At 27.2% G+C, this 15560-nt stretch carries 13 protein-coding genes and 3 tRNA genes; 11 read left to right on the forward strand and 5 right to left on the reverse strand.

Annotated elements, in window-relative coordinates; all coding sequences use genetic code 11:
- The first annotated feature begins 12 nt into the window (after positions 1-12).
- Both BHYOB78_RS12825 and ade read left to right on the forward strand, forming a co-directional pair.
- A complete protein-coding gene (locus BHYOB78_RS12825; protein ID WP_012671208.1) occupies positions 13-1656 on the forward strand; it encodes a hypothetical protein in 1644 nt (547 codons plus the stop codon).
- 80 nt (positions 1657-1736) lie between these two features.
- Positions 1737-3467, forward strand: coding sequence for an adenine deaminase (ade, locus tag BHYOB78_RS12830; RefSeq protein WP_020064998.1), 1731 nt, complete (start codon positions 1737-1739; stop codon positions 3465-3467).
- Between the two features lie 289 nt (positions 3468-3756).
- On the opposite strand, the gene BHYOB78_RS12835 is transcribed toward ade, so the two are convergent.
- Together BHYOB78_RS12835 and BHYOB78_RS12840 are read right to left on the reverse strand one after the other, a co-directional pair.
- Positions 3757-4245 (reverse strand): DUF4234 domain-containing protein, encoded by a 489-nt coding sequence (locus tag BHYOB78_RS12835; RefSeq protein ID WP_020064999.1) that lies wholly within the window; start codon positions 4243-4245, stop codon positions 3757-3759.
- 585 nt (positions 4246-4830) lie between these two features.
- Complete coding sequence (locus BHYOB78_RS12840; RefSeq protein WP_020064678.1) at positions 4831-5571, reverse strand: PP2C family serine/threonine-protein phosphatase; 741 nt, start codon at positions 5569-5571, stop codon at positions 4831-4833.
- Positions 5572-5899: 328 nt separating this feature from the next.
- On the opposite strand from BHYOB78_RS12840, the gene BHYOB78_RS12845 reads away from it, so the two are divergent.
- The 3 genes from BHYOB78_RS12845 (at position 5900) to BHYOB78_RS12855 (ending at position 9101) form a co-directional block, all read left to right on the forward strand.
- Positions 5900-7261 (forward strand): aspartate kinase, encoded by a 1362-nt coding sequence (locus tag BHYOB78_RS12845; protein ID WP_012671212.1) that lies wholly within the window; start codon positions 5900-5902, stop codon positions 7259-7261.
- A 134-nt stretch (positions 7262-7395) separates the two neighbouring features.
- Positions 7396-7791: a DUF4234 domain-containing protein gene (locus BHYOB78_RS12850; protein WP_012671213.1), complete on the forward strand. Its 396-nt coding sequence runs from the start codon at positions 7396-7398 to the stop codon at positions 7789-7791.
- Positions 7792-7931: 140 nt separating this feature from the next.
- Positions 7932-9101 carry a peptidase M30 gene (locus BHYOB78_RS12855; RefSeq protein WP_038369869.1) on the forward strand — a complete coding sequence of 390 codons (1170 nt, stop codon included), beginning with the start codon at positions 7932-7934 and terminating at the stop codon, positions 9099-9101.
- Between the two features lie 130 nt (positions 9102-9231).
- Here BHYOB78_RS12855 and BHYOB78_RS12860 read toward each other — a convergent pair whose 3' ends face one another.
- Together BHYOB78_RS12860 and BHYOB78_RS12865 are read right to left on the reverse strand one after the other, a co-directional pair.
- A complete protein-coding gene (locus BHYOB78_RS12860; protein WP_012671215.1) occupies positions 9232-9693 on the reverse strand; it encodes a YbaK/EbsC family protein in 462 nt (153 codons plus the stop codon).
- A gap of 12 nt (positions 9694-9705) precedes the next feature.
- Complete coding sequence (locus BHYOB78_RS12865) at positions 9706-9948, reverse strand: (2Fe-2S)-binding protein (RefSeq protein WP_012671216.1); 243 nt, start codon at positions 9946-9948, stop codon at positions 9706-9708.
- A 238-nt stretch (positions 9949-10186) separates the two neighbouring features.
- Between BHYOB78_RS12865 and BHYOB78_RS12870 the strand changes: the two genes are divergently transcribed.
- Positions 10187-10795, forward strand: coding sequence for a chromate transporter (locus BHYOB78_RS12870; protein ID WP_020064676.1), 609 nt, complete (start codon positions 10187-10189; stop codon positions 10793-10795).
- 15 nt (positions 10796-10810) lie between these two features.
- Positions 10811-11389: a chromate transporter gene (locus BHYOB78_RS12875; protein WP_020064675.1), complete on the forward strand. Its 579-nt coding sequence runs from the start codon at positions 10811-10813 to the stop codon at positions 11387-11389.
- An 829-nt stretch (positions 11390-12218) separates the two neighbouring features.
- Here BHYOB78_RS12875 and BHYOB78_RS12880 read toward each other — a convergent pair.
- Positions 12219-14162: a fructose-bisphosphatase class III gene (locus tag BHYOB78_RS12880; protein WP_012671219.1), complete on the reverse strand. Its 1944-nt coding sequence runs from the start codon at positions 14160-14162 to the stop codon at positions 12219-12221.
- A 161-nt stretch (positions 14163-14323) separates the two neighbouring features.
- Here BHYOB78_RS12880 and BHYOB78_RS12885 point away from each other — a divergent pair.
- The 4 genes from BHYOB78_RS12885 (at position 14324) to BHYOB78_RS12900 (ending at position 15554) form a co-directional block, all read left to right on the forward strand.
- Positions 14324-14397 (forward strand) — tRNA-Pro (locus BHYOB78_RS12885).
- Positions 14398-14399: 2 nt separating this feature from the next.
- Positions 14400-14473: transfer RNA gene (locus tag BHYOB78_RS12890), tRNA-Arg, on the forward strand.
- 68 nt (positions 14474-14541) lie between these two features.
- Positions 14542-14617: transfer RNA gene (locus tag BHYOB78_RS12895), tRNA-His, on the forward strand.
- A 178-nt stretch (positions 14618-14795) separates the two neighbouring features.
- Positions 14796-15554: a hypothetical protein gene (locus BHYOB78_RS12900; protein ID WP_012671220.1), complete on the forward strand. Its 759-nt coding sequence runs from the start codon at positions 14796-14798 to the stop codon at positions 15552-15554.
- The last annotated feature ends 6 nt before the right edge of the window (positions 15555-15560 follow it).

Genomic DNA, 15560 nt, shown 5'->3' on the forward strand with positions numbered 1-15560 from the left:
AGGGATATATTTATGGAATACTATTATACTCCAAGATTAATAAAAAAATTTATAAATCAGATTGAAATTAATTATAAAGAAAATTTAATTAACGTAGATTCAAATAAAAATAAAGAAACTATGTTTTTAGCTTCTACAATAGTATCGGCTATGCAGATTTTTAATAGAGAAGATATTAGAGATAATATAATAAATTTGATTGATGATTTACCGCCAATATTTAATTATACAGAAAAATATCAAAAACAATTTAGTATTTTTTCAAAAAATAATGATGATAATAATAAAAAAAATGAGCAATACAAAGAAATAATAAATAAATATATTGAAGATTTTTCAGGAAAAAATATTTATATAGACAGAAAGCTGCTTAAAGAGTACATAAAAATAATTTTTTATAAAGAAAAAATACCAAATAAAGAAGCTTTTTCTAATTTAATATCAAAATATTATGAAGGAAAAGAAAATATGGAAAATATTATTACAAAAATAAATAAATATTTTTCTATTTTTTCATCAGATATTTTATTAAAAAACTTGCAAGATGCTATTTTAGAAATTATTGATGATAAAAATATTTATCACATAGCAAATATATTAAAAGAACTAAATGAATCATTAAAAAAATATGAAATTAATTTCTTAGAAAACAGTCAAAAATTAGCAGATAAGATTTTGCAATACAATGCTGATAAATATGATACTTATTATATTAATGGAATCAATAATATATTTTATATTTATGTAAATTTCATTAACAAAGATATTTATAAAAATATTATTGGAGATATATTTAATAATGTTTTGCATCAATATCAAACAAATAAATATAATTATAATAAAGTTACAAATTTACTATTTGACTTTATAAAAATAATAGTATCTAATAATAAAAATTTTAATATAAATGATTACGACTTTTTAATAGATTACATAAATAAAAATAATGGTTATATTTATTTATTATTAGGTAATTATGAAAATTCTATTAATAGTGAAGGTAATTGTTATTATTTATTTAGCGTATTTAATATGGAAATTAAAAAAAATATATTTAACTTATTTTATAATGAAAATATAAGTAATATCATTGATATTATGTTGAAAGGACTTACAACAAATACTTTGCATAAAACAATAACTACAAACAACATAAATATAAATGATATAGTTATTGCTAATGGAGATATATGGATTTTGCTTTTTAATGATTTATATGCATCAGAAAAGATTGATAAAGATAATTCGTATAAATTAATAAATATTGGTTTTGAATTAATTTCAAAAGAAAAACAATATATATTATATTTTATAGCATTTGATTATTTTTATAGATATAAAGAATTTCCAATAGATAATGAAAAAATGAAAAAACTTAAGCCAAGAAACTATGTATATATAATAATTATGTGTATTTATAAATATATAAATAAAGATAATATCATATATGATAATATAAACAAAACAGTGATAAAAAATATCATTTATAATTTTAATCAATTTAGATTAAATGAGTTAATGGTAAATAGTTTTAATATTATAGATTATATTATAAATAATATTTATAATGAATCAGAGAATAAAGAAGATGATGAATATTATCAAGATTTAAAAAAACTAAAAGATGATTTTAAAAATAATATAAATCATTCATAGGATCAATAATTAATACAAAATTTGAAAATTTACATTTTATTTACTATATTTAAAATATATATTAATTATAAGGACTATTAATGACTATAGAAAAATTATCAAAAATGATTGAAGTATCAAGCGGAAAGGTTTTGGCTGATTTGGTAATAAGAAACTGTAAGGTAGTAGACCCAATATCAGCTACTATTACAGATGCAGATATTGCCATTGTTGATGATTATATTGTAGGGGTGGGTTCTTATAATGGAAAAGAAGTTATTGATGCTAAAGGCTCTTATGCTACAAGCGGACTTATAGATTCGCATGTACATATAGAATCATCTTTATGCACGCCTGTTAATTTTGCTGAAGTGGTTATTCCTTTCGGCACTACTTTAATTGTAACAGACCCTCATGAAATTGCCAATGTATGCGGTATTGACGGTATTAAATTTATGATAGAGTCTTCCAAAAAAAGTCCATTAAAATGTAAGTTTATGCTTTCTTCTTGCGTGCCTGCTGTTGGTTTTGAGGATTCTGGAGCTGTACTTGATTCTAAAGTAATAGAGGAGTTTATAAATGATGAAGATATATTTGGGCTTGCTGAGATGATGAATGCTCCCGGAGTATTATCTTGTGATAAAGATGTACTTAAAAAATTACTTGCGGCAATCAATGCTGATAAAATTATAGACGGGCATGGTGTTATGCTTGGAGGAAAGACAGTAAATGCTTATAGAGCTGCCGGAGTTTATACTGATCATGAATGCGTATCTGCTAAAGATTTGAAGTCAAGAATATCCAATGGAATGTATGTACTTTTAAGGCAAGGTTCTGCAGCACAGAATTTGGCTTCACTTTTACAAGGAGTTAATCAAAGCAATGCAAGAAGATGTGCAATGTGTACAGATGATAAGCATTTGGATCATATTATTGAAAACGGGCATATATCTCATAATTTAAAAATAGCAGTTGAACATGGTCTTGATGTATTTAATGCTATTGCTATGGCTACTATTAATGCGGCAGAATGCTACAGACTTAAAAATATTGGTTTAGTTGCTTCAGGATATAAGGCTGATATTGTTTTATTTAATGATTTAAAAGATTTCAAAGCTAATAAAGTTTTTATAGACGGAAAATTAGCTGCAGAAAATAGAAAAGCTTTATTTAAAGTAGAAAAAGATAATTATAATGATAATATTTTTAGTACAATTAACATTGCTCCTATTACAGTTGATGATATACAGATAAAATTAAAATCTGATGAAGCTAATGTTATAAGGATAGTTAATAAAGATTTAGTTACAGAGAAAAGCGTAAGGATAGTAGGATTTGAAAACGGATATTTTAAATACAGAAAGAGTGTTGATATATTAAAATTGGTTGTTGTTGAAAGGCATAAAGCAACTGGTAAAATAGGTTTAGGATTGATAGAAAATTACAAATTAAAAAACGGTGCTATTGCTACAAGTGTATCTCATGACTCTCATAACATAATAGCGGTAGGCGACAATGATGAAGATATAATACTTGCCATAAAAGAAATAGAAAAATGTTCAGGCGGAATAACTGTTGTAAAAAACGGAAAAGTTCTTGATACATTACAATTAAAAATAGCAGGCATTATGTCTGATGATTCTCCTTATGAGATAGTAAAGAAAATATATTCTATGCATGAGCTTGCCTACAATGAACTTAATATTAACAGAGAAATAGATCCTTTCATGACTTTATCATTTATGGCATTGCCTGTTATACCTGAAATAAAACTTACAACAAACGGGCTTTTTGATGTAAAAGAGTTTAATTTTATAGATGTAAGTGCATAATTTAATTATTATTTTCATTACCGCACGGTGAGCAGATTTTTAAATATAATAAAATTTGTATTATTAATTAACTCATATTTTAAATTTCGTTTAACGTGCGTCATATGAATTCTAAATTTAAAAAAACTTGGGCGGGTGCTAACAAATTCTAAACTAGTCAATAAAAAAATAAAAAACAAAATCGCAAATTAAGATTATAAAAAATAGAGGGCGGGCAAATGTAATTAAGTTTCATATGCTCACACTCTATTAATTTATTTTTTATATCTAATAAAATATACTGCAATAATTACTGCATATGCTTCCAAATGTTATTAAGTTTATCCTGCATAATAAGTGAAGATATATTAACTGCATATATTAATCCAGATGGAATGATATATATAAATGAAGTTATTAATGCTTCATCTGAAGTATATGATTCATAACTTATAACAAGTAATAATCCCCTAAATATCATACCTCCCCACCACATTAAAGCAATAATTATATCTATTACTACTAAAATAATTGTTTTATCTTCGGTATTATTCATACCTGCTTTTGCTGGAAGTTCTTTATAAACAATTTTTCCATATTTATAATACCAATATTTGAAATAAAGTCCGCATGTTATTATACCAAGCAGTATTTCGAGTGTAGGATTTAAATCTTCTCTTTCGCTGCACATCTTTATTTCAACTGATGTTTGATAAATCCAATAAATATAGTATATTCCGCAAGTTACTATATTTAATAGAAGCATTATTGGTATAGGTCTTATTGTTCCTTTTTTCATGGTAACTCCTATTATTGCTAGTCATAAACTCGCTTACAGTAGCTGACAACTTCCTTCGTCAGTTATCAGCTGCTCGTTTATGACATTGGTATTGCTAGTCATAAACTTCTTATTATATATAAAAAAATCTCGCTTTAAAGTCTCTATCAGCTAAAACTGATAGAGGCTCGATTTTTTTATTTTAAATAGCTGACAACTTACTTCATCAGTTATCAGATGCTCGTTTATGACATTGGTATTGCTAGTCATAAACTTCTTATTATATATAAAAAAATCTCGCTTTAAAGTCTCTATCAGCTAAAACTGATAGAGGCTCGATTTTTTTATTTTAAATAGCTGACAACTTACTTCATCAGTTATCAGATGCTCGTTTATGACATTGGTATTGCTAGTCATAAACTTCTTATTATATATAAAAAAATCTCGCTTTAAAGTCTCTATCAGCTAAAACTGATAGAGGCTCGATTTTTTTATTTTAAATAGCTGACAACTTACTTCATCAGTTATCAGATGCTCATTTATGACATTGGTATTGCTAGTCATAAACTTCTTATTTTTTTAATATTTTATTAATTCTACCAATCTTTACTCAAAAAGATTTAATAATCCTAAAGCACTTACATTGTCTTTAGAGTTTTCTGTAATGCTCTTTAATTTTCTAATTGCTTCCTCTGTATTTGATGAACCCATTATATCATTAATAGCTTCTTCAATATTGCCATACTTATTTAATAATAATTCAACCATAGAATTAGAAGCTATAAAATAATTATAATTCTGATTTCTTCTAGCTCCCTCAATAGTGATATAATGTCCGCCGCCTGCACATGCACAATTTTCTAATGCATTGCCTTTCATATGATCTCTGCTTATTTGAAATACTTTGTTCCTATTAATTGCATAAACTTTACTATCGCCTGCATTAAATACAAATACTCCTGCAAACTTATGATATAAAACGCCAGCGATAGAAGCTCCTGCCATAGCTTTTTCTTTATCATCAGCAGAATCTCTTGCAGCAACAACTTCAAGTTTTATAAAGTTATGCATTATCCAATTCATTATTTCCTGCTCGCCTACAAGTTCAAGCAAATCAAGAAAATTTTCATTATAAACATCTATAGCGAGTTTTGATGCAAAAGTATCGCCAAGCCCGTCAGCAATCATTGAAACGGCTGTTCCTTCCATATTATCTATAAAATGACTATAATTATTTTGTTCATTAATAAGAAGCGGATTTCCTGATACGGATTCGCTGTTAAAAAGAATAGTGTCTGTGTTTATTTTTGTATCTGTGCCTTTATTTGTAAAAGCAAATATATTCATATTTAATCCTTTATTATTTATTTTATTATATTTATTTTATTATTTATAGTTAATAATAAAACATTATGAAATTTAATCAAGCATAATTTAATCTGATATTGTAAATATATTTTTTATATATAAAAAGTAAAAATTAAAATAATTAAATTTAAAAAATTACAAGATAAAATGAATATTTTGCTTAATATATTCAATTATTTATCGAAAATTAACGGATTTATTGAAAATAAAAAACATACATAAAATAATTGAAATAAAAAATACTTTATGTTATTATGTATAGTAATTTATTCAATAAATTTTACTATATACGGAGGATTTAAGTAAGATGAAAGTAGCAAAATTTGGTGGCTCTTCTGTAGCAAATGCAAGTCAAATAAAAAAAGTAGTAGACATAGTACTATCAGATAAAGATAGAAAAATAGTAGTAGTATCTGCTCCTGGCAAAAGACTTAAAGAAGACACCAAAGTAACCGATTTGCTTATTACTCTTGCTGAAACTATCATTGCCGGAAAAGATGGAAAATTAGAATTAAAAATCATTATAGAAAGATTTAAAAATATTATAGATGAACTTTCTCTTTCACATGAACTTTTGGAAGAAATTCAAAATGATATATTAAAAAGAATAGCGGAAGACAAATCACTTCCTACAAAATTTATAGACGGCGTTAAAGCATTGGGTGAAGACTTAAGTGCTAAAGTTATAGCAGCATATATTAATTCTATAGGTGTTAAAGCCAAATATGTTAATCCTAAGGATGCAGGACTTTTACTGTCTGAAGAATTTGGTAATGCCACTGTATTAGAAAAATCTTATGATAATTTAGCTAAATTAAAAGATGAATCTGCTTTAGTGATATTCCCAGGATTTTTCGGATATACTGAAAAAGGAGATGTAGTAACTTTCCCTAGAGGCGGAAGCGATATCACAGGAGCTATTTTAGCAAAAGCAGTTAATGCTGAAGTTTATGAAAACTTTACTGATGTAGACGGAGTATTTGCCGCAGCTCCTAATATAGTAGATAATCCAAAACTTATAGATGAGTTTACATATAGAGAAATGAGAGAATTAAGTTACGGTGGATTCAATGTTCTTCATGCTGAAGCATTACAGCCGGTTTATGAAGCTAATATACCTGTTCATATACTTAATACAAATAATCCTTCTGCCAAAGGTACTAAAATAGTTGCAAGCAGAAATAAAAGCATTAATCCTGTAGTTGGTGTTTCCGGAGAGGCTGATTTCTCTTGTCTTTATGTAAGTAAATATTTGATGAACAGAGAAGTAGGATTCGGTAGAAAACTTTTAGAAATAATAGAAAATGAAAATATACCTTATCAGCATGCTCCTTCAGGAATAGACAACATTTCTGTAATAGTTAGAAATTCTGCTATTACTCCTGAAAAAGAAAAACGTATATATGAAAGAGTAAGAGATGAACTTCATGTTGATAATATTTACTTTGAGCATGGACTTGCTTTGATAATGCTTGTAGGCGAAGGCATGCAGCAATGTGTAGGTGTTTCTGCAAGAGCTATGCATGCTATGGAGAAATGCAATATCAACATAGAAATGCTTAACCAAGGTATAAGCGAAGTAAGTATTATGATAGGCGTAAAAGACGATGATTTAAATAAAGCTATAAAAAGTATATATAAAACTTTCTTTGAAGAGCAAAATTTATAATTACATTTTTTATGTAAGTTCAAATTTATTAAAAATTAAACAATAATTCGTAAAATATTTTTTATATTATATTGTATATTTTTTAAAATCAATATACAATATACCATTATAAAAATATATGATGGAGATTAAAAATGAAAAAAGGCACAGTTAGAAGCGTTCCTATGCTAGTACTTTTAAGTATAGTAACATGCGGTATTTATTACCTTTATTGGATTTATAAAACTACAGATGAAATTAAAAACTTTATGGGTAGAGAAGATATAAATCCTGCTTTAGAACTTATACTTGTTTTAGTAACTTGTAACATATACAGTTTATACTGGTACTATAAATATGGTAAAATAGTTTATTTAGAAATGACTTCAAAAGCAGGAATGGATAATAGTGAAGACAGCACTGTATTATTAGTGATATTAGGTTTATTGGTTTATGTTGTAGCATGTGCAATAATGCAGGATAAATTAAACTCTATATGGAATAGCATAGATGATTCTGAAAATACTGCATCTAGTACAGAAAATAATTAATTAAAAAATTAATTTTATATATTATTAAAGGCTTGCTTTTATAGCAGGCCTTTATTTTTTTACATAGTTTTTATGAACTGTTTTTCATTATTTTTCCGATACTAATTATAAATATTATAATTTTGTAAGGAGCTGTAATGATGAGAAAATATTTTATACTGATTATATTTCTATTCAATATATTTATTTTAAATGCCAGAGAATACAGCACTTTAAATGAAGTATTAAAAACTCCTGTAAGTTATAATATATACAAAGGCAATAATAAAGAAAAATCATTCAATGCCGTGAGATATATAAAAAATAACTATTCAAAAGTAACATTCAAAGCAAAAAATATATACTCAACATCCAAAATAGATATATTCTTAGAAAACGGATTAGAAATAAATGAAAGAGAATTAGAAAATATAGTATTGGAAACTTCTAAGATATATGAAATGGAAGAATATTTATACGGAAAATTAAATGGAAAATTAACTCTATTAATAATGGATATTAACGGAGGATATACAGGAGATAAGCCTTATATGCAAGGATATTCCATATTAGACGGACTTGATGAAATAAAAAATGATACTCAGAATATAATATTCTTGGATTATATAAATGGCTGGGAAAATCCTGAATCAGTTGTAAATACTATAGCTCATGAACTTCATCATGTTATACATTACAGTCAATTAGAAAATAAAAGCAGTAATGAATTTGATGTATGGGTTGATGAGGCATTATCAGAAGCAGCAGTAATTTCATATAGAGGAAAAGTTCCTTCAAACAGACTTAATTATTACAATACAGATTCTATGTATTTAATAACTAAAGGGGATTATTTTATTAATTGGAATCAGGGATATACTGTTCATAAATATGCAACTGTTTCATTATTTATGTATTGGCTAGGACTTCATTCTAAAAATGGTTTTGAAATTTATAAAGATATAGCAAATGCCCCAGAAGAATACAGAGGCACTTATAAAGCTATATTATATGCCGCTAATAAAAATATTAGAGAGTTTCAGGATTGGAGCGAGCTTTATGCTACTTGGCTTGAGGCTAATTATAAAAATGATCAAAGCGGACTTTACGGATATAAAGGATATATAGAAACAAAACCGAAAATCATCACTACTCAATATAATTGTCCTATGGCTCCTGGTTCTGCTATCTATGTTAAGGGCGATTTTATGTCTGATGATACTCTATTAAGATATGTAGAGCTTGGCGATGATATTTATATTGTTTATAATCCTGATGTAAATACCAAAGGAAAGGACAGATATTTGATAGTTAATTCATCTTTTTATTAATGAAGAAATCTTCAGCACTTTAGCTATTTTATAACTCCTAAAAAAATGAGTATATGGGAAAAAGCTAATGCATATCTATGGCTTAGGTATGCATTAGCTTTTGCTTATTATATTTACAAATAAAAATTTTTTAGTCTTCTGTGAGATCTACTTCTACATTAGATATTTTTTCTAGTATTTCATCATAGGTCATTTTTGCTAAAGAGCTGTCGCTTCCGCAGGCTATATAAAGTGCATCAAATCTTTTCATACTTTTATCAACTAAAACATCAATATCTTTATCTATACCGAAAGGGCATACCCCTCCGAATGTAAATCCTGTTAATTTGAAAGTATCCTCAGCATTAGCAAAGCTGGTTTTACAGTCGAAATATACACGCATTTTTTTTGATGATATCTTTTTATCACCGGAAGCTATAATCATAGCAAAATTTCTTTTTGAAGGCTTTACAAGTATAGATTTTGCAACCTGCCCTCTTTCTATATTAAGAGTTTTGGCAGCATCATCAACTGTTTTTGTAACTCCTGCCTCTTCAAATTCTTTATATTCTATATCAAGTTCTTTTAAAGCATTAAGCACTTTTTCATTCATAGTATATCCGAATCAAAAATTAAGCGGTTCATAATTATTTGTTTTTACATATTCTATCAAGCTTAAAATACGATCTTTACATCCGCCGCATCCTGTAGATGCTTGAGTTTTTTCTACTACCTCTTCCAATGTTGTCATTTTATTATCAGCTATAGCCTTATATGCATCTCTATATGAAACATTTTTACAATAGCACAGGGTTTTATCATAATTAATTGAAGTTTGGTTTTTTAAATACTCTACATCATATTCCATCTGTATACCTCCTATTTTATTTATTTATATTATATAAAATAAATAAAACAAAAATATGTAAAAATAATACTGATAGTAATAGTCTTTTAACTATAGATAGCATTATATATAATTTTTTACAGTTTTTCAATATTATTTATTCTTGCTTTTAATATAAAAAATTATATAAGTCTGTATTTTTCTATTGACAATAACAGAATATAATATAATTTATTATATAAAAAATATGGGATTATATATGGACAGTAATTCTGAAAAAAATACAAATTCTGATGATTCTTCAAATTCTATTAAACCTACTTGGTATACAATGTTTTTTTCTTTCTTTTATATAGGTCTTGTTACCATAGGAGGCGGTCTTGCTATGCTTCCTATAATGGAAGAAGAATTCGTCAATAAAAGAAAATTCATAACTAAAGATGAGATCATAGATATATTTGCTCTTGCTCAAAGCATACCGGGAGTTATTGCTGTAAACTCTTCTCTTCTTACAGGGTTTAAAGTAGCAGGTATATTTGGGGGCATAATGGCTGGTATTGGAGTTATGGCGCCGTCTTTTATTATTATACTTATAATAGCTCCTATATTTGAAAGATTTCAAAATACTGAATATGTTAATAAAGCTTTTTTAGGTATTAAAGGGGCAATTGCAGGACTTATACTTTTATCTGCTTTTGGTATGGGTAAACAGGTAATAAAAAATAAATTCACAGCAGCACTTTTTATATTGAGTTTTGTCTTAGTTGTGTTTTTACATTTCAATGTTATATATGCTTTGCTTCTTGCGGCATTGATTGGATGGCTTTATTATCTTATTAATAAATACATTATAAAAAAACAATCTTAATTTGGATTTTTAATTATGATATATGCTAGACTTTTTTATGTATTTGCAAAACTAGGATTTTTTACTTATGGAGGAGGATATGCTATAATTGCCCTTCTTCTTGGTATATTAAAAGAATATAATTGGATTACAGATTCAGAATTTTCTAATCTTGTGGCAATATCTCAAATAACACCTGGTCCTATTGCTATTAATGCAGCAACATTTGTAGGATATAAAGTAGCCGGAGTTTTAGGATCTGCTGTTGCAACATTCGGTATATTTATACCTGCATTCATTATTACTATGATAGTATCAAAATTCTTCTATGCTGTAAAAAACAATGAGCAGTTTAACAATATAATGAATGCTTTGAGAGTATGTGCTGTTGCTTTGATAGCTTCTGCGGTTGTAACTTTCACTAAAGATGCTTTTTTTGTAAAACTTACTGAGACTTCTATTTTAAGAAATATAGATTTTATTCAGAGCATTTTTAAATATGTAAGTCCTATAGGAATATTTATATTTGCTTTATCAATATTTTTAAAAATAAAAAAAGTTCCGATTATTGCTATAATATTAATATCTGCTGTTTTGGGTATAATTTTGTATTAATAGATTTTGTAAGCTTTTTATATATTTAGTATATACTGAAAATTTTTAAGTTAGTCAATTTTTTTATTGTTCTTTTTCCCGCCGCAAAAAGAACCAAAAAGTGCAAATGTAAAATTAGTACTAAATCATACTAACTTTGTTTTACATGTAATATTAAGCTCAAATATAGCCTTTAGCCATAGGCGGGCTGTGCCTGCTCCTCACCGTAGGGGGCTTCTCCTGTGGCAATACCACAGGCAACTCCATACTGTCATGTGGACTGGCACGACTGTATGCTTCGCGGCAAATCCCCAAATATAAAAACAAAAATTAAATTTATTTTGACAAAATATAGTTATTTAGGTATATCAAATAGTTCATTAAAAGATTTTTATTTTAAATGCATTAATCCACCTCTAGAGTAAAGCTAAAAATATATATTTATTTGCAATTCAATTTTTATTATATTATAAATTTAGTTAACCGTGCAGTAAACAGATTTTAAACTTAATAAAAACTAGGGCGGGCATGCTTTTTCTTATTTAATTATAAAAAATAAATAAGGTTAGAATTTCAAATTCATATAAAAAGAATAAAGGGGGGTATGTAAATAAAGTTTTAAAACTTAATTACATTTTCCCACCCTCTAAATTTAGAGTTTTAATTTGCCATTATAATTTTTAATTTCTTTAATAATTTACTTAGAATTTATAGGTGCCCACCCAGGCTTTTTTTAAATTTATAATCGTAAGCACCGCACGAATAACGAATTGAAAACACACAATTATTTTGTATAATAAATTATATGATGAATAAAATTTCATTTACCGTGCGTAAGAAATAAAATAACTTAATCAACTTTTTCTTTAACAATACCGCTTCGGTATGCAGATAAAAGCTCCAATAAATCATTAATTCTCTTAGAAAGCTGCTTTCCTATATCCGTTTCACCTACAGTAACTCTCTTAATGAATCTCTCTACGATTATAGATTTAGGACTCAATTTAAATCCGGATTCAACTACTTCAGTAAAAGGTCTGTGCTCTGCAATAGCCATCATATTTGAATTTGATATTAAAGTATATCCGCCTATTCCTGTACTTTTATGATAAGCTTTTGAAAGTCCTCCGTCTATAACTAAAAGAAGTCCTCCTCCTTTTATAGGGCTTTCTCCTTTATGAGTCTTTACAGGTACATGCCCATTTATTATATGAGATTTATTTGTATCAAGTTCAAATTCTCTTAATATATTCTGACAATATTCTTTATTATCTATATGATAATAATAAGGATTATAACTTTCTTTATGAATTTCTTTATCATCTATAAAATATCTTTCAAAAGTAGTCATTTTATTTTTACCGAATAAAGGAGATTTAGGACCGCACCATAAATACCAACAGTAATCTAAAGCATTAAGCTGTTCCTCGCTTCCAATTTCACAGTAAAATGCTTTTCTTACTTTATCTTCTACCTGATTAAGATATTTTCTTCCTGATAAATATTTTCCGTCTATATAAACTTCATCAAATTCTCCCTCTGCTTTTGTAGGTATGCATCCATGATAAAGAAGATTTCCATTAAATACTTTATATATTCCACCCTTAGCATACATGTAATTCATATGCCTTTGAAGTGTAGGACTATTCATAAAAGAGAATGCCAAAGTTTGTATTAATGTATTTTCTCCTTCACTTAATTCAAAAGGATTATTTTTATCTATTGTAGGGAAATTTTTATCTCTAAGCTCATAAGTTTTTCCATCTAATGTTATAGTTCCTTTATCATAATCTATTTTATCAAGAAGTATTCTATCATCCATTCCATAATTAGGATGTCTTTTTATAAGCTGGCATTCTAATTTAAATTGTATTATAGATATAGCCTTATGCATTTTAGCAGCTAAATCTTTATCAACTTCATCATAAATATTTTTATCTAGAGTATTTGGCTTGAATACTTCGCATGGATCATCTTTATAAATATCATTAGCAAATGAGGATAATGATCTTAAATTAATACCATAGCTATATTCTAATAAGTCAAAATTATTGTATCTAACAGCCAAGCGAACAGCATTAGCAACGCATATTAAACTTCCTTTAGCAGCTCCAAGCCAATGTATATCATGATTACCCCAAGCAATATCAACTTCATTAAAAGTCATTATGCTATCCATAACTTTATCAGGGTGAGGACCTCTGTCATAAATGTCTCCTACTATATGAAGTCTGTCAACACTGCATTGACGAATAAGCTGACATAATGCTATTATAAATTTATCTGCAGCAGATATTTCAATAATTGATTCTATAATAGAGAAATAATAATTTTCTTTATTTTCTTCAGCATCAGTTTGAAGAAGTTCATCCAATATATATGCAAAATTAGCAGGCATTTTTTTTCTTATTTTAGATCTTGTGTATTTGCTTGTTACAAGTTTGCATACTCTTATAAGTCTGTATATAGTTATTTTACACCAATCTGCAAAATCATTTTCATTAGCTTTTTTAGTTATCAAATTTTTAGTATCTACTATTAATATTTGGAGTTCAACTCTGTCATGTTCAGGTAAAGTATTTTTAAATAAAAGTTCAATTTTTTCTCTTATTACTCCCGAAGAAGTACCAAGTAAATATTCAAATCCGTCGGATTCACCATGTATATCGCTTAAAAAATATTCTGTACCTTTAGGTAATTGAGATATAGCCTTTAAATTTATTATTTCTACAGAAGCATCGTCTATTGTAGGGTATTTTTTAGATAATAATTCTAAATAATCTTTATCTCTCATAAAATAACTCCAATATATAATATTAAGTATATAGTTAAATATTATATACAAAAATATTTGCAAATCTATATATAATCTGCATATAATAGTAAAAATGATTATATTAAAAAATAATGTTGACAAAAAATATAATTAGTATATAATTAGCAAACATAATTTAACGGGATGTAGCGCAATTGGTTAGCGTACCTGCTTTGGGAGCAGGGGGTTGTGAGTTCGAGTCTCACCATCCCGAATGCGCTAGTAGCTCAATTGGATAGAGCAACTGCCTTCTAAGCAGTAGGTTACAGGTTCGATTCCTGTCTGGCGCGCATATAAGCCGTCTGTCAGCGGTTTTTATTATATGATAAAAAATAATAACTCTTTTTAATGTTTAAATGGCGAATGTAGCTCAGTTGGTTAGAGCGCCAGATTGTGGATCTGGATGTCGCGGGTTCAAGTCCCGTCTTTCGCCCATTTTTTATATCAAAATAATATTTATATATTCTTATAATTCATTATAAAGTTTTTGATTTATTAAATTTTTATTTAACAAAATCTATTGACTTTAAGATAAAATATTATAACTTAATATATATAACCTTTTTACATATGTATAAATTATATTAAAAATATTTTTATGGAGAATAAAAAATGAAAAAAATCACAAAATTATCATTAGTAATTATTTTAATATTATCTGCTAATATTAAAGTATTTGCTGCAAGCGGATTAGAATTCTCTGTAAATGTACCTCTAGGAATATCTTTTGGTCTTCTACAGGGCGATATTCCAATGCAATATCCAATAACAGAAACAACATATTTTAATAGTATGAAATTAAGTTCAGCTGCAGGATTTGATTCGGGATTGCATATTCAAATAGGATATATGTTCGATTTCAGCGGTTTCGGATTAAGCCTTTTGGGTGATTTAGGATACAGTTTCGATAGTTACAGACTTTCTATTTCAGGAAGTCAGATAGTTTATCCTTTTAATATACAAGCTAAAGGCGATATTGGATTATATATGCATAGCTTTCAAATAGGTATTCTTCCTAAATTTAATTTTGGAAGCTTTGCCTTAGGTATAGGAGGAGGAGTAAAAATACCTTTTTCCGGTACTATAGAAGGAAATGCAGATATAACTGCAGGATCACAAACAGTAAAGATATTTGATTATAAAACTAATTATAAATCTTCTGATTTCAAAGCACCTATTATACCTTATATTAAAGTTACATTCGATTATTCTTTCTTCTTTGATGATAATATGGCTTTTGTTGTAGGAGGATATATAGGATATGACTTCGGGCTTATAGATGATAAATCATATACAGAAGAAGTTAGAATTGATAGCTTCGATATAGGAGCTCAGTTAGGATTCAAATTTGGTGCTAGAGCTGGTTATTAATATTTG

This window comes from Brachyspira hyodysenteriae ATCC 27164 (assembly GCF_001676785.2).
In the GTDB taxonomy this organism is placed as follows: domain Bacteria; phylum Spirochaetota; class Brachyspiria; order Brachyspirales; family Brachyspiraceae; genus Brachyspira; species Brachyspira hyodysenteriae.